Raw genomic sequence first — 15,498 nt, 5'->3', positions numbered from 1 at the left:
CGATGCACCTCGGACATGAGGAGTTCCAGAGAACTGACGGGCGGGCCAGCACGGGGCCAGCTGACGCGGGGCCAGCCGGCGCCGGGCGGGCGCCGCGGATCGGGGTCGGCGGCCCGGTGGGCAGCGGTAAGACGGCCCTGGTCGCCGCGCTGTGCCGGGCCCTGTCGTCGAGCCTGCGCATCGGGGTGGTGACGAACGACATCTACACCACCGAGGACGCCGACTTCCTGCGCCGGGCCGGCGTGCTCGATCCCGAGCGGATCCGCGCGGTCGAGACCGGCTGCTGCCCGCACACCGCGATTCGCGACGACATCACCGCGAACCTTGACATGGTCGAGGACCTGGAGGCCGACACCGGCCCCCTGGACCTGGTCCTCGTCGAGTCCGGTGGTGACAATCTCACCGCGACGTTCAGCTACGGGCTAATCGACCGGCAGATCTTCGTCGTCGACGTCGCCGGGGGCGACAAGGTGCCCCGCAAGGGCGGACCGGGGGTGACCGGCAGCGACCTGCTGGTCATCAACAAGACCGATCTGGCCCCCCTGGTGGGCGCCGACCTCGACGTCATGGCCCGGGACGCKACCGCGGCCCGCGGTGCCCGTCCGGTGGTGTTCACCTCGCTCACCGCCGACCCCACGGCCGCGGACGTGACCGCCTGGGTACGGGCCCAGCTCGCCGAACTGTCCCCGCGCGGCGGTTCCTACGATGCGTCCGATGCGTCTAATGCGTCGCAACCTTTAAATAGGATGTGAGAGCGTCGTAGCGGTGAGGGGTTTCATGGCGGTGAGGGGTTCCAGGGGACCGGTGCCGGGCGACGGAGGTCCGCCCCTGGTGGGATACACCCTGCGCTACCTGCATGACCCTGCCCAGCACTGGCGGCAGCGCTACGACCGGTATGGCCCGGTGTCATGGGAGCGGACCTTCGGGCTGCGGGTGGTGAGCCTGCTCGGCCCGGACGCCACCGGCTTGGCGCTGCGCAACCATGAGCAGGCATTCGCGAACGRCCCGGGGCAGCAACGGATAGCCGGACCGTTCTTTCGGCGCGGATTGAGCATGCTCGACTTCGACGAGCACCGCCACCACCGTCGGATCCTCGCCGGCGCGTTCGCCCCGGACAGACTGCGCGGCTATCTCGCYGGGATGAACCCGTCCATCGAACGGGGCGTCGCGGGGTGGCGGCCGGGCGCGAGGTTCCAGGTTTATCCCGCGGTCAAACAGCTCACCCTCGAACTGGCGACCCGGATCTTCATGGGTGAACGGCTGGGACCGGAAGCCGACCGGTTCAACGCCGCGCTGTTCGCCTGCATCCGCGCGCCGGGCGCGGTGGTCCGCGTGCCGGCACCCGGGCTACGTTGGTCGCGTGGCTTGGCCGGGCGCCGGTACCTGGAGGAGTTCCTGCGGCTGCGGGTGCCCGCGAAACGAGCCGGGAGCGGCACCGACATGTTCAGCCGGCTCTGCCACGCCGAGGCCGAGGACGGCAGCAGGCTGAGCGACGACGACGTCGTCAACCACATGATCCTGATGATGGTGGCCGCGCACGACACGTCCACGATCACGATGACCAGCATGAGCTACTATTTGGCACGGCATCCGGAGTGGCAGCAGCGGTGCCGCGAGGAGTCGCTCGCCCTCGGCACGCCAGCGGTGGACCATGCCGACCTCGATCGGCTGYCGTCACTCGCTCTGGTCATGAAGGAGGCGCTGCGCCTGGTCACGCCGGTGCCGATCCTCCTGCGCGCCACAGTGAAAGACATCGACGTGCTCGGCGTCACGGTGCCCGCCGGTACCGTGGCCGCCCTCGCGCTCGCCTTCACCCACCAGATGCCGGAGTACTGGCCGAGCCCGGAACGGTTCGACCCGGAGCGGTTCGCGGACCACCGTCGCGAGGACAAGGTACATCCCTACGCCTGGCAACCGTTCGGTGGCGGGCCACATACCTGCATCGGTCTGCACTTCGCCGGTCAGCAGGTGAAGGCGATCCTGCACCAGATGCTGCTGCGGTACCGGTGGAGCCTGGCACCGGGCTACCGGATCTCATTAGACCGTTTCCCGCTGCCTGTTCYACGGGACGGGCTACCGGTCCAGCTGGAAAAGATCACCTGACCACCTGACCGACCGGCAGACCTACCGGTGCGGCCGCGGCTCGATAGAGGAGTTCGACATCCACCGCGAGATCGGCCGCCACCTGAGCTTCGGCTACGGCATCCACCACTGCCTCGGCGCCGCACTGGCCCGCATCGAGGGCAAGGTGGCCCTGGACGAGGTCCTCACCCGCTTCCTCGACTGGGAAATCGCCTGGGACAACGCCGTCCAAGCCCGTACCTCCACGGTCCGCGGCTGGGCATCGATGCCCGTGCGTGTCTCGTAGCGTCCCGTAAGGCCCGTAAGGCCCGGCGGCCAGCCCCGCTGCCCGCGTGGTGTCCCCGGCCCCGCCTCACCGGCATCGAAAGTCCGTTCCCGTGCGGCTGGGTCCGGCACCCTCCGTCGAGGACAGGGGGCCGACAGCGTGCGTTGGCTTCGGTCCTGGCGCGGAGGCCGGGCCGGGCGAGTGCGTGTCAGGAGAGCTTCGAGGGCCACCAGATCTTCGGACCGAGGTCATGGCTCAGCGCCGGCACGAGGACCGAGCGGACCAGAACCGTGTCCAGCAGCACCCCGAAGGCCACCGAGAAACCCACCTGGGCCAGGAAGACCAGCGGGAGGACGCCGAGCACGGCGAACGTCCCGGCGAGGACGATCCCGGCCGAGGTGATGACCCCGCCCGTGACCGCGAGRCCGCGCACGATGCCGCTACGGGTGCCGTGGATGAGGGTCTCCTCCCGGACCCTGGTCATCAGGAAGATGTTGTAGTCGATCCCCAGGGCGACGAGGAAGATGAACGCAAACAGCGGGAAGCCGGGATCCGCGTTGGCGAACCCGAARACGTGGTTGAACACCACCGCGCTCACGCCCAGCKTCGCGGCAAACGAGAGCACCACCGTCGCGATCAGGAGGACCGGGGCGAGCAGCGCCCGCAACAGGACGCCGAGCACGAGGAGGATGACGACCAGCACGATCGGGATGATCAGGTTGCGATCGTGGCGCGAGGCGTTCTGGGTGTCGAGATTGATCGCCGACTGGCCACCGACCAGGGCGTTCGCCCCGGGCACCTCCCGGACGACCCGTCGGATCGCAGTGATCGTGTTGTAAGCCTCGGCGGTRTCATAACGGTGGACGATGGCGGCGTCGATGGCGATTCGACCGTCAACCGGGGCGACCTGGACCGACTTCGGGGCGCATCCGTCGGAACCCCTCGCCGCCGGACGTCCACCGGACGCCAACCGGGCGGCGAGTTTGGCGTAGTCGACCTCCACGCAGACCGAGCCGGGAGCGGTGGCGACGCCGTCGACCTTCCGGACGGCGGCGATGACGTCCGCGGCGGCAACGGTGTTGGTGATGATGACGGCCGGGGCGCCCTGCCCCTGGCTGAAGTTGGCGTCGAAGATCTCCTGGCCGACGATCGCCTCCGGCCGCCCCGTCAGGCTGTCCGTCGTCGACAGGCCGTCGACCTTCAGGGTGACGATCAGGGACGAGCAGGCCAGCAACACGACCGTCGTGACGATCCAGGCCCACCGGGCCCGGCGGACGAGGCCTCCGGCGAAGCGTGCCCAGAGACCGTGACCGGCGAGGTCGGCCTGGTGATCGACGCGGGGAATGCGAGGCCAGAAGATCCAGCGCCCGGCGATCACCAGGAACACCGGCAGGAAGATCAGCATGATCAGGGCTGTGCAGGCGATGCMGATCGCCGCCACCGGCCCGAGGCTGCGGGTGGAGTTCAGTTCCCCGAGGCTCAGGCAGAGCAGGCCGAGGATCACCGTTACCGCCGAGGCGGTAATCGCCGGAGCGGCGCCCCGCCAGGCCACGATCATCGCCTGGATCCGGCTRGGGTAGGCGTGCAGCTCCTCCCGATAGCGGCTCACCAGCAGCAGCGCGTAGTCGGTGCCGGCGCCGATGACCAGCACCGACAGGATGCCCTGGCCCTGTCCGTTGAGGGTGAGGACGTTGTTCTTGGCCAACGGATAGATGATCAGCGCCGAGACGCCGAGCGCGAGCACCGCGCTGAACAGCGGGAAGAACCACAACACMGGGCTGCGATAGACGAGCAGCAGGATGCCCACGACGACGAGGCCCGCGGCGAGCAGCAACAGCCCGTCGAGGCCGGAGAATGCCTCGATGAAGGCGACGAGCAGACCCCCCGGCCCGGCCGGGTGCACGGCGAGACCGGCCGGTGCCCCGTCGCGGGCGGCCGCGACGACGGCCTTCTCGACGTCGACGAGCTCATCACCCTTGACCTCGCGGCCGCCGTCCTGGGCGACGAGCGGCACGGCCACGGCGGCCACAGCGCCGTTGCGGGCGAACTGGGGCGGCCCGAGCTGGCCGGCGTCCACCCCGTGAATCCCGGCGAAGGACCTCACGTCGGCGGTGATCTTGGCTTTGTCCTGCGCGGTCAGCCCGCCCTGGCGGTCGTAGACGACGAAGCCGGGAATCGTCCGCACGGAGCGAAACTGCCGCGACGCGGTGTCGACCTTGGTCGACTCGGCCGAGTTCGGGAGGTAGGCGGCATTGTCGTTCTTCTGGACCTCACCGAGCTTGCCCTGGTAGGACCCGCCGACGCCGCCGAGCAGGAGCCAGCCGACGGCCAAGACCGCGAAGACGTAGACGATGCGTGGCCGGCGGGCGCGCGCCGGACGGCCACCGGAACCGGCGGGGCCGGAAGCGGAATCCGCCAGGGTGCCGTTGCCGTCCCCGGCGACAGCCGGCCCCGGCGGGGGCGGTGCTGCTGGCGCTGGCGGGGTCTGCGCCCGTGCCACCGACCCGCCGCTGTCCCTGACCTCGGACTCGTCCCCGCTGGTCATGCCCGTCTCCCCACGCCGAACGCACATCCTGCCCAACGATGGCGATTCTGGCGCATGCCACCGACAGAACTCGTAGGCCCCACCGGCCGGCTGGCGAAGAACCGATGAAAACCTTCACGTCAGGGATGTGACCCGCAAGCCCGGGGTGACTCGGTGCGGTAAGCGGCTCGCGATGACCGTCAGCCCGGACCGTCAGCCCGGACCGTCAGCCCGGACCGTCCGTCCCGGTGGCGGCCTGCGCAGCGAGCAGGGTGTTGCGCAGCAGCATCGCGATCGTCATCGGCCCCACCCCGCCCGGCACCGGGGTCAATTTCCCGGCCACCTCGCGCACCGCCTCGAAATCCACGTCGCCACGCAGGCCCTGCGGGGTCCGGTGCATGCCGACGTCGATGACGGTGGCGCCCGGCTTCACCGCGTCGGCGCCGATGATYGCCTGCTTTCCCRCTGCGACGACGAGCACGTCGGCGCCGCGGCAGACCGCCGCCAGGTCCCGTGTACGGGAGTGACAGATCGTTAGGGTCGCGTTACGTCCCACCAGCAGCGCTGCCACCGGACGACCGACCAGCTCCGAACGACCGACGACGACCGTGGGCGTACCGGACAACTCGACGTCGTAGGAGTCCAGCAACTCGATGATCCCGGACGGTGTGCAGGGCCGCAGACCCGGCAGACCCCGGGCGAGCAGACCGACGCTGGCGGTGGTGAGCCCGTCAACGTCCTTCCCGGGTGGGATCCGGCCGACGAGCGCGGCCCCGTCCAAGCCTTCGGGCACCGGAAGCTGCAGCAGAATACCCGACACGGCCGGATCGGCGGCAAGATCATCCAAGAGCGCCGCGACCTTCTCCTGGGAGGTGTCGGCCGGCAGGTGTTGATGCAGGTCGGCCATGCCGGCCYCGACACAGGCCCGACGCTTGCCACCGACGTACACGGCGGACGCGGGGTCGTCACCCACGAGCACGGTCGCGAGGCCGGGCTGGATGCCGGTCCGGTCGCGGAACTCAGCGACCTCCCTGGCCACGTTCTCACGCACTCTGCGGGCGACGGCCTTGCCGTCGATTATCACTGCGCTCACTATCRGCCCTTCGCGTCACGGTCGTCAGATCATGTCCGGGTTCTATTCGGGTCTCCGATCCGGTCTCCAAGCCGGGTCATGCCCGGGTCAGCCAGGCGTCCGGCGCGGTCCCCCGACATCCGGCGGAGCCCGAGCGAGCACGCTACGCCAACATGGCACACAGGTGCCCGGTACCGTCATACCCACCACCGAGGGGAACCCTCGGCGCGGGAAGCACCGACGCCGGCCACATTGTCCGGCCACATTGTGGGGAGCAAGGCACGGTCCAGGGACCGCAGACCGTGCTCAGGTCCCCCCACATTCACCGGCGACGGCCGGGTGACGGCCAGCCGACGGACGGGTAACGGCCCGGTGACGGCCGGTGGCCGTCACGGGCGGGCCGCTGGAACTCCCGAATAGGCCACGGCGGCCAGCCAGAGACGAACCTCACGCGGGGTACACAGACGAACGACCCGGTGTCCGGCGTGGTGTTCGGCGATGCTGTCGGCGAGACGGTTGCGGCTGGTACTCGGATATCTCCACAGCCACGTGAGAAAAGCGAGGTCGAGCCGTTCCGGGCAGTTCGCGGCGAGGTCGGGACGGTTCCGCCCGTGCCACCGCGCCCAGCGTCGCAGTACTCGTGGGATGGTGATCCGCCGCGGCAGGTCCAGGAACACGATGAGGTCGGCGGCGGGAATGCGCAGGTCCAGCGTGCCGCCGTAGTTCCCGTCCATCACCCATGCGGGCTCGGCGACGAGGTCGGCGACGACGGACCGCCATTGCGCCGTGGGTGTCTCGACCCATCCCGGTTGCCAGAAGTACCGGTCGAGATGCACGAGCGGCAGTCCGGTCTGGCGCGCGAGCTCACGCGCCAGGGTGCTCTTGCCCGCCCCGCCGCTGCCGACGACGAGGATCCGCCGGGCGTCAGAGGGCATCGCTGCCGGCGCGGAGTCACGGCTCGTCCCGAGCGCATTCACCCGGTCAGTGTCCCACTGGTGCGCCCGGCCTGGTGGCGAAACATCGTGCTTCATCCTGACCCGACCGTCACCGCCAAGCCGATGGGGTGAGCCGCCGACGGTGCCAGCGTGTCGTTGATTGACGACGGTAGATCATGTTGCAATCCTCCGGCCTCGGAGAGTTGGCATTGCGTGATGGCTCCACGAACTCCTCCAGCCGGTCGACCGACGTCGGCCGATCACCGTCGACGGCTGACCGTGGCAGCCGGCCAGAGGAGATCATTTCGCGATGAACGATCGAAGGACATTCATCCGTGCCGCCACGGTGGCCACGACCCTCGCGCCCTGGTCGCTCGGCTACCTCGGCGCGGCCACCGCGGCGGGCGCGGCCACCGCGGCGCCGTCCTCCCCACCCGCGCCCACCCGACCCGCCGTCGTGGACATTCCATCCCCGACCGGGGCCTCCGGTCTCCTCACCGGCGGCAACACCGCAGGCCTTTTCGCGGGCTACTGGCAGACCTCATCCTCCGAGCTCAGTGGGTTCGTCTACCACGGCGGTACGGTGCGCGGCCTGCCGGGGAACAGCCGGYCGGCCGCGGTGAGCGAGGCCGGCGTGGTCGTCGGCGAGAACACCACGCGTTACAGCCGGGAGGCGTTCCGCTGGAACCGTGGCGTCTATCAGTCGCTGGGATTCCTCGGCGGCACCCCCAGTCAGGGCGGACAGTCCAGTACCGCGGTCGACGTCAGCGACACCGGATTCATCGTGGGGACCAGCACCACCAATACGGGCGAGCAGCACGCCTACCGGTGGTCGAACGGCACGATGACGGATCTGGGCACGCTTGGCGGACCGTTGAGTTCCGCCGTGGCCGTCACGGTGCAGGGAAGGGTGGTGGGTAACAGCCTCACCCGGGAGGGCGCCAGCCACGGGTTTCTCTGGTCGGCCGGCACAATATCGGATCTCGGGACCCTCGGCGGTTCCTCGACCGTCGTCGCCGACGTGAACAACGCCAGGCAGATCGTGGGGACCAGCGAGACCTCGGACGGCCATTCCCGCGCGTTCCTGTGGGACGGCGGCCGCATGACCGATCTCGGGACCCTCGGCAGTGACCTGCACAGCGAGGCGGTCGCCGTGAACAGGCTCGGTCAGGTGTTGGTGCGCAGCCTCGGATCGTCGGGTGGCGGGTTCCTGTGGATCGCGGGTCGCCGCATCCCGATCACCTCACCGCTCGGCCCGCTGGAGCTTCTCGACCTCAATGATCACGGTGTGGTGTGCGGGACGGTGCCCTCGGGTCAGGGCAGCCACGCGTTCCGCTGGTACCGCGGCCGGCTGACCGATCTGGGCACCCTCGGAGGACCGGTGAGCACGGGCAACGCCGCCACCCCGAACAACGTCGTGCTCGGTTCCGCGACCACCACGGACTCCCCGTTTCCCCATGCGGCGTTCTGGCCGAACACCGGCGCCTGACGTTCTCGGCGAGCCGTCACAATGGTTTCTCGGTGACGAGGGGCTTCTCGGTGACGAGGCCGCCGTTGACGTGCAGCCGGCGGGTCACGGCGACCGTGTCGAGCATGCGCCGATCATGGGTGACGAGTAGCAGGGTGCCCGCATAGCCGGCCAGCGCCTGTTCGAGCTGATCGATCGCCGGAAGGTCGAGGTGGTTGGTGGGTTCGTCGAGCACCAGGCAGTTCACGCCGACCGCCTGCAGCAGCGCGAGCCCCGCCCGGGTGCGTTCTCCCGGCGACAGGGACGCCGCCGGCCGGGTGACCTGATCCGGGCCGAGACCGAACTTCGCGAACAGGGTGCGCACCTCACCCGCCGGCCAACTGGTCGCCCGCTCGGCGACGGCCAGCGCCGTGGCCTCACCCCGGAACAGGCCGCGGGCCTGGTCGATCTCGCCGAGCCGCACGCCGGACCCGAGTGCCTGGTGCCCCCGGGCCAGGGGGATACGGCCGAGCAGCGCACCCAGCATGGTCGTCTTGCCCCCGCCGTTCGGCCCGGTGATCACCACCCGGTCCGCCCACGCGATCGTCAGATCGACCGGCCCCAGGGTGAAGCCCGACCGGGCCACCACCGCGCCGGTCAATGTCGCGACGACATCGCCCGACCGGGGCGCGGCGGCGATCGACATGCGCAGCTGCCATTCCTTGCGGGGCTCCTCGACCTCCGCCAACCGGTCGATGCGGGACTCGATGGACCGGACCCTGGCCGCGCTCTTCGTCGCCGCCTCGATCCGGGCTCCCTTGGCAGCCCGGTCACCGTCGGGCATCCGCCGCTTCGCCCGCACCGAACCCCGCACCGCCTGCTCCCGCTGGCGTTGCGCCTGGGCGACGAGATCGGCTCGCTGGCCGGCGTACTCCTCGTACCGCTCCCGGGCTTGACGCCGCGCGACCTCGCGGGCCTGCAGGTATGCCGTCCATCCGCCAGCGAAGAGGGTGAGGCCGTGCCGGTGCGGATCGAGTTCGGCGACGGTGTCGATGGTGCGGTCGAGGAACTCGCGGTCGTGGCTGACGACGACCAGCGCCCCGGGCACGCCTTGGACGAACCGCTCGAGCCGTTCCAGCCCGTCGAAGTCGAGGTCGTTGGTGGGCTCGTCGAGCAGGGTGATGTCGAACCGGGACAGCAGGACGCCGGCCAGCGATCCCCGGGCGGCCTGCCCGCCGGACAACGCCGTCGTCGGGCTGTCGAGCGCGCCCGCGGGCAGACCGAGATCGGCGCACACCTCTTCGGCGCGGGCGTCGAGGTCGGCCGCGCCGATCGCCAGCCACCGCTCCAGGGCGACGCTGTAGCGGTCGTCGACTCCGGACATGCCAGGAGCCCCGGACGTGCCAGAAGCCCCGGACGTGCCAGAGACCCCGGACATGCCCAGGGCCAACGCCTCGGTCGCGGCGTCGAGCTCGGCCTGCGCCGCGGCGACGCCGGTGCGACGGGCGAGGAAGGCCCGCAGGGTCTCCCCGGGGTTGCGGTCGGGTTCCTGGGGGAGCAGGCCGACGTTGGCGGTCGGCGGCGCGAGATCCACCCGGCCCGCGTCGGGCGTCACCTGCCCGGCGAGGGCACGCAACAGCGTCGACTTACCGACGCCGTTGGGCCCCACCACGCCGAGACGGTCGCCGGGCGCGACGGTGAGGGAGACGCCGTCGAGGACGGTCGCCCCACCGCGGGTGACGGTGAGGCCGGACGCGACGAGGGTGGCGGACATCTGACCAGTCTGGCGCATGGACGACGCATCGCGTCCCGCCCCCTGTGGTCGCCTCCATCCGGTGGGATCCTACGGTGGGACCGTGCGGCTGACCGACGTCGAGGCCCGCACCCGGTTCACCGCGGCGCGGGTCGCCCGGCTCGCCACCGCCGGTGGCGACGGACGTCCACACATCGTGCCCGTCACCTTCGCCGTGAACGCGGGCGYCRTGAACGCGGGCGCCGCCAGCGTCGTCACCGCAGTCGATCACAAACCGAAGAGCACGCTCGGGGGTCTGCGGCGCCTGCGCAACATCACCGAGAATCCTCAGGTCAGCCTGCTCGTCGACGCCTACGACGACGACTGGTCGCGGCTGTGGTGGGCGCGCGCCGACGGCGAGGCCCGCATCGTCCGGGCGGGAGAACCCGGACACGCCCCCGCCGTCGAACTGCTCATCGCCCGATATGACCAGTACCAGGCTGCCCCGCCCGCCGGGCCGGCAATCATCGTGACGGTGGCCCGCTGGTCAGGGTGGGCCTTCTCGGCGTAGCCGGCTGTTGACATCGCCCTCAGCGCGGGCCGGTTTCGGTCGTACCCGGCGCCCGCGGGCGGTCCCAGCCGGGAGGCAGGGTATCCGGTGTGCGCCAGGACGGGTCCGGCTGGAAATCGCACCAGGTGCCGTCGAACGGGAACGCCCTCGCCTCGACGAGCCGCAGCAGCCGCTCGCCCTCGGCCCGCACCGCCGCCGCGTCGGTGACCCAGTAGTGCTCGGGAAACGCGAGCCGTTCCGCGAGCTCGTGCTCGTCCTTCCACTGCCAGGTCCGGTCCGGGCAGACCCACAGGTCGAGGTCGTGGTCGGTCGTATCCACCCCGACGAGTCCGTCGTAGCGCCAGGCCACGGCGGGTGCCTCGAGATTGATGTACCAACGGGCGAACCGCCCCTGCCGGTCCCAGAACCACCACACCGAGTGTGCGCCCGCCGGCGGGATCAGCATGAGGATGTTCGGCCCAGGCCAGGGCCTCGTCACCAGCACCGTAGATTGGCGGATCCATTCGGCGAACGGCATGTCGCGCAGGCCGCGACCGTCCGTGCTCAGCTCGACGGCCATCGGGCAGCCGTGCGGGATCCACAGCCGCAGGCCGCGCTCATCGTGGCCGACCACGTGACCCGCGCGGACGAAGACGAGCCGCTTGGTGGTGRACGACCGGTGCACGACCACTTCGCCCGGGACAAATCCGCCCGGGACGAACGGACCCGCCGGTGCGGCGCCCGAAGCGGGCGGTGGCGATGCCTGGGGACCGGGATGGGGACCAGCCTGGGAACCGGGATCGTACGCCACGGGGCTTTCCGGCTTCGTCACCGTCCGACTGTACGGTGCCGCCCCGCCCCGGCGTGTCCCCCGCCACAACCTCACAACAGACGGGATGGGACGCTCGTGACGGTCGATTCCGCCGTCGATCAACCGACGGCACCGGCCAGCAGCTCCCGGACGACGGGCACCATCGGATGCTCCATCCCCCAGACCCTGAGCAGATCGGCGAGCAGCGCCGATAGGGTCTCGGTGGCCGACGCCCGATGGCCGGCGCCGAGCTGCAACAGCCCGATCTGCCGTCGCAGCTCGAAGACCTGGGCGTCGTCCGCACCGAACACCCTGATCTCGTCCTCCAGCAGCCCACGAAGCTGTTCGAGCGCCTGGCCGGTCTCACCGATCAGGGCCCGGCAGGTCGCCTCCCGCAGACGGCAGCGCAGAACCCGCTCGCTGTCCGGAGCGTCCCGGTGGACGAGATCGACGAGAAGCGTGCGGTAGCCGTCCACGGCGCGGCGGAAGTCACCGCCCTCGAACAGGTGGTCCGCCAGATCGAGACGGAGCGCGAGCACGTCCGCGCTGTCGTGGCCGAGGGCACGACCGGCCCGGTCCACCGCCGCCGCCAGCACACCGGCGGCCTGGCTGTAGCGGGAAGCCCGGGCCAACGTCCGAGCCTCGTCCCGGGCACGACGAAGCTCGGACCGCCCGACCCCGCCACCGGATTCCCCGGGCGGTCCAGCGGCGGATCCCCGTGTGGAGGCGGCGGTGTTCCGGGCCGCCCCGCGCGGTACCACCCGGCCCGCGACCGCCGCGTACATCCGTACCGGGTTGTCCACGGCGTCGTCGACGGCCCCGGGAAGCGGGCCGAGGTCCACCACGGATCCGATCAACGCCGCGTACACCTTCTCCACGCCGCACGGGCGATCCTCCGGTGCCTTGCTCAGCATCGCGGCGACCAGCTCGTCGAGGCCGCGCGGCACGTCGGCGCGCAGCGACCGCACCCGCGCCGGGACCTCCTCGACCTGCTTGTTCATCACCGTGTAGGACGACGCACCGGCGAACAGCCGCTGACCGGTCAACATCTCGAACAGCGTGGCACCCAGCGCGTAGATGTCGGTGGCGGGCGTGCTCAGGCCGGCAAGCACCTGCTCGGGCGCCATGTAGGCAGGGCTGCCGAGGTGCTGRCCGGTCACCGTGATCTTCGACAGGTTGGTCCGGTCGAGCGCAACGGCAAGCCCGAAGTCCAGCACCTTCACGGTACCGTCCGGCTCCAGCATCAGATTCGCCGGTTTGAGGTCGCGGTGCACGAGCGACGCCCGATGCGCCACCGCGAGCACCGAGGCCACCTGGGCGGCAATCGCGGCGGCCCAGCCGACGGGCAGCGCGCCTTGCTCGGCGACGAGATCCGCCACGCTGAGGCCKTGCACCCGCTGCATGACCAGGTAGGGACGCTCCTCGTGGGTACCCGCGTCGTACACCRCCGGCACCCCCGGATGCAGCAGGCGGGCGGTGATGCGGGACTCCCGGATGAACCGGCGGATCAGCTCCTGGTCGGGCTGGCCGTCGGGAAAACGGACGAACTTGACCGCGATCTCCCGGTCGAGTTTCACATCCCGGCCGACCCAGACCTCACCCATTCCGCCCTTGGCCAATGGAACAGCCTCGAGCTCATACCGCCTGTCGATCATCCACCGCGCGGCCACCGTGCCCCCGTCCCTTCCCGCCCGATCCCCGGGAACACTACCCCCRCCCGGAAACGGCATCGGCCACGGCATTGTCGGCCGGCCACGGCATTGTCGAGTTGCTGATCCGGGCTGCACCGCGCCGCCTTCAGCGTCACCAGGAGAAGGCTTCGGCCGGACCTGTGTACCGGGCAGGGGTGTCATTACCCGGGACCTGTCTCCCCGCCCCGCAGGCTTCCGTCGGCGATTCCGAGATGACCGAGCCGGACGATGGTCTCGGCCAGTTCCACCGCGTTGCGCAGCGACTTCTCGACCATCGTGAGGCGCTGGAAGTCGAGCCCCCGGGAACGCTGTTCGGCCAGCGGGAGAACCGGTATCCGGACCCGCCGCGGGTCGGCGCGCGGCGACGATCCACCCGAGCGACCGGCGGCCTGGGCATCCGCGCCACCACCGGATCGCCCGTGCGCCCGATGGCCTGCCGCCCGCAGGATCCCGGCCAGGAAGTACGGATCGAGCCGGTCGGGATCGCCCCGCAGGAGCACCACCCGCGGCCCGAGAACGGCGCCCGCGTCCTCGACGACTCGGGCCATGCTCTCCCCCGACGCCGTCACACAGACGACGTCGCCGGGCCGGAGAACGAGCATTCCGGCCAGTTCCTCCGTCCGGCTCGACGGGCCCCGCCCATGCCGGACATCGCCCGCGGTGAGCAACGGCAGGTCACCGACCCCGGCCCTGGTCTGCAACGGGGCCATCAGGATCGTCAACGATCCGGCTTTTGCCAACTCACCGATCGTGACGCTCGACGTGACGCTCAACGAAGCCGGCCGGTCCGCCGGTCCGGATCCCCTCGGTGGGGTCAGGAGGGGAACCGCCGAGGACAACGAGGCCACCGTCGCCAGGAAATCCTCCCGGACAGCGGGGAATTCACCGACCGCGGGAAATTCACCGACAGCGGTTCTTTCCGGAGGATGGTCGATGTAGCGTCGCGGGCTCACGTCGACCTCGTCGTCGAGGAGGTCCGCAACGCATATCCGCCGGAATCCCGCCGGCAGATCGGCGTCGTCGGCCACCTGGTCCGCCTGGGCGGCGGTGTCGCCGCCGAACCCGCCAGCGGCGACGAACAACGCCCAGGCCGCTTCGACGACGGCGATCTCATCGCGCGCCAGGCCCAGCAGCACCTGAGCGGGCGTCGCCCCGGCCCCGCCGGCACCGGCATCGGAACCGGCACCGGCATCGGGGCCGGCCCCGCGGCGGAGCACCCACAGATCCGGGGCCGATCCCGCCGGGAACAGGCCGGGCGGCAGCCCCAGCACGGCGCGCAACTCCCCGGCGCGCAGCAGGTTCGCCCTGATGCGGCGCCCGGCACGGCGCGACGCGGCGGCCGCCGGCATGATGACCAGCACCTGCGCGCCGTCCCGGGCGTGCGCCAGGCAGTACTGCACCCAGGCCAGCTCGGGTTCCCCCCGCGGTGGAACACCGTGGCGCCACCACGGCGCGCCGAGCAGCTCGTCGTAGCCCCAGGAACGCTGCCCGAACGGCGGGGCGCACAGGACCGCGTCGGCCCGTTCCCCGGCGAAGGTGCCGGCGAGCAGCGAATCGCCCGCGACGATCCGCGCGTCACCACCCCGCAGCAGCAGTCCGACGGCGCTCACCCGCGCCATCGTCGGGTTGACATCCTGGCCGAGCAGGCGGCCCGCCCCCGCGGCCCGGGCGGCCTCCAACAGCCCGCCGATCCCGCAGGCCGGGTCGAGCACCGTGGCGGCCCCCGACCGGCCGCGCAGGCCGGCGAGGGTCACCATCAGCTCCCCGACCGCCCGCGGAGGCTCCGCCACCTGCCGGGAGCAGACCTCGCGGTAGCGGGCGCGCAGCGCGTCGAAGAGCTCCGCGTGGCCGTGCCGGTCCGCCGCCTCGGCGGCGACCCGGGCGATCGCCACCCACCCGGTCTCCCAGGTATCGGGGAAACCACCGGGAAGCTCCGGCACGGCGCGGGCGATCGCCGGTTCCAGGGATACGGCCGCCAYCGCGTCGCTCTCCCCGAGCAGTGCCGTGGCGCCCGCGGGATCCCGCTGACGATAAATGAGGAAACCCCCGAGATGGCCGGTCACCTCACCGAGGCGTGGATCATCGACGGCCCCCCGGATCCGCTGCCACACCTGGTCGGCCGCCTCGACCTGGAACGGTCGGTCATGCCGGGCGAGCCAGTCCGCCACGGAGGCCAGCGCGAACAGCGGGCTGGTCGACGTCCCCCCGACGGGTGCGGGAAAGTCGGCGAACCGGCGCCGCCAGTTACTGACCGCGGCCCGCCCGACTCCGGCCAGYCGGGCGATGTCGGTGGCGGTGACCGTGGCCGTGTCTGCGGCCGTGGCCGTGGCCGTGGCCGTGACAGCCGCGGAGCTCGCCGTGTCCCGGCCGCTGGTCTTCACCGGCAGCC

At 71.1% G+C, this 15,498-nt stretch carries 11 protein-coding genes and 1 pseudogene; 5 read left to right on the top strand and 7 right to left on the bottom strand.

Features of this window, described 5'->3' with window-relative positions; genetic code table 11:
* Positions 1 to 2 precede the first annotated feature (2 nt).
* The 3 genes and pseudogenes from ureG to Manayef4_RS23495 form a co-directional block, all read left to right on the top strand.
* A complete protein-coding gene (gene ureG / locus Manayef4_RS19750) occupies positions 3 to 752 on the top strand; it encodes an urease accessory protein UreG (protein WP_011437060.1) in 750 nt (249 codons plus the stop codon).
* Positions 753 to 777: 25 nt separating this feature from the next.
* Positions 778 to 2,103, top strand: coding sequence for a cytochrome P450 (locus tag Manayef4_RS19745; protein ID WP_070132762.1), 1,326 nt, complete (start codon positions 778 to 780; stop codon positions 2,101 to 2,103).
* A gap of 52 nt (positions 2,104 to 2,155) precedes the next feature.
* A pseudogene (locus tag Manayef4_RS23495) lies at positions 2,156 to 2,368 on the top strand (cytochrome P450); the annotation flags it as partial.
* Positions 2,369 to 2,555: 187 nt separating this feature from the next.
* On the opposite strand, the gene Manayef4_RS19740 reads toward Manayef4_RS23495, so the two are convergent.
* From Manayef4_RS19740 to Manayef4_RS19730, 3 genes are all read right to left on the bottom strand, one after another.
* On the bottom strand, positions 2,556 to 4,892 hold the full coding sequence (locus tag Manayef4_RS19740; RefSeq protein WP_070132760.1) for an MMPL family transporter: 2,337 nt from the start codon (positions 4,890 to 4,892) through the stop codon (positions 2,556 to 2,558).
* Between the two features lie 205 nt (positions 4,893 to 5,097).
* Positions 5,098 to 5,964: a bifunctional methylenetetrahydrofolate dehydrogenase/methenyltetrahydrofolate cyclohydrolase FolD gene (gene folD / locus Manayef4_RS19735; RefSeq protein WP_070132759.1), complete on the bottom strand. Its 867-nt coding sequence runs from the start codon at positions 5,962 to 5,964 to the stop codon at positions 5,098 to 5,100.
* 368 nt (positions 5,965 to 6,332) lie between these two features.
* Positions 6,333 to 6,974, bottom strand: a complete 642-nt coding sequence (locus tag Manayef4_RS19730) for an adenylate kinase (RefSeq protein WP_232235078.1) — start codon at positions 6,972 to 6,974, stop codon at positions 6,333 to 6,335.
* Between the two features lie 214 nt (positions 6,975 to 7,188).
* Here Manayef4_RS19730 and Manayef4_RS19725 point away from each other — a divergent pair, with 214 nt between their 5' ends.
* Entirely contained in the window at positions 7,189 to 8,367 is a 1,179-nt protein-coding gene (locus tag Manayef4_RS19725; RefSeq protein ID WP_070132758.1) for an HAF repeat-containing protein, read from the top strand.
* A 16-nt stretch (positions 8,368 to 8,383) separates the two neighbouring features.
* Here Manayef4_RS19725 and Manayef4_RS19720 read toward each other — a convergent pair whose 3' ends face one another.
* Positions 8,384 to 10,099 (bottom strand): ABC-F family ATP-binding cassette domain-containing protein, encoded by a 1,716-nt coding sequence (locus Manayef4_RS19720; RefSeq protein ID WP_035958428.1) that lies wholly within the window; start codon positions 10,097 to 10,099, stop codon positions 8,384 to 8,386.
* Between the two features lie 82 nt (positions 10,100 to 10,181).
* Here Manayef4_RS19720 and Manayef4_RS19715 point away from each other — a divergent pair, with 82 nt between their 5' ends.
* Positions 10,182 to 10,628 (top strand): TIGR03668 family PPOX class F420-dependent oxidoreductase, encoded by a 447-nt coding sequence (locus tag Manayef4_RS19715; RefSeq protein WP_070132848.1) that lies wholly within the window; start codon positions 10,182 to 10,184, stop codon positions 10,626 to 10,628.
* 19 nt (positions 10,629 to 10,647) lie between these two features.
* Here Manayef4_RS19715 and Manayef4_RS19710 read toward each other — a convergent pair whose 3' ends face one another.
* From Manayef4_RS19710 to Manayef4_RS19700, 3 genes are all read right to left on the bottom strand, one after another.
* Complete coding sequence (locus tag Manayef4_RS19710) at positions 10,648 to 11,292, bottom strand: DUF402 domain-containing protein (RefSeq protein ID WP_254665750.1); 645 nt, start codon at positions 11,290 to 11,292, stop codon at positions 10,648 to 10,650.
* Between the two features lie 245 nt (positions 11,293 to 11,537).
* Positions 11,538 to 13,073 carry a serine/threonine-protein kinase gene (locus Manayef4_RS19705; protein WP_070132846.1) on the bottom strand — a complete coding sequence of 512 codons (1,536 nt, stop codon included), beginning with the start codon at positions 13,071 to 13,073 and terminating at the stop codon, positions 11,538 to 11,540.
* A gap of 197 nt (positions 13,074 to 13,270) precedes the next feature.
* A complete protein-coding gene (locus Manayef4_RS19700) occupies positions 13,271 to 15,490 on the bottom strand; it encodes an N-6 DNA methylase (protein ID WP_254665749.1) in 2,220 nt (739 codons plus the stop codon).
* Positions 15,491 to 15,498 lie beyond the last annotated feature (8 nt).

The sequence above is a fragment of the Frankia sp. CgMI4 genome (genome assembly GCF_001756285.1).
Taxonomy (GTDB): domain Bacteria; phylum Actinomycetota; class Actinomycetes; order Frankiales; family Frankiaceae; genus Frankia; species Frankia casuarinae.
The sequence above is the reverse complement of the archived record's forward strand: the minus strand, read 5'-3'. Positions and strand labels throughout refer to the sequence as shown.

Coding starts and splice junctions, on each gene's coding strand:
- Manayef4_RS19730 (WP_232235078.1), bottom strand. CDS start 6,974: ATGAAGCACGATGTTTCGCCACCAGGCCGGGCGCACCAGTGGGACACT.
- Manayef4_RS19720 (WP_035958428.1), bottom strand. CDS start 10,099: ATGTCCGCCACCCTCGTCGCGTCCGGCCTCACCGTCACCCGCGGTGGG.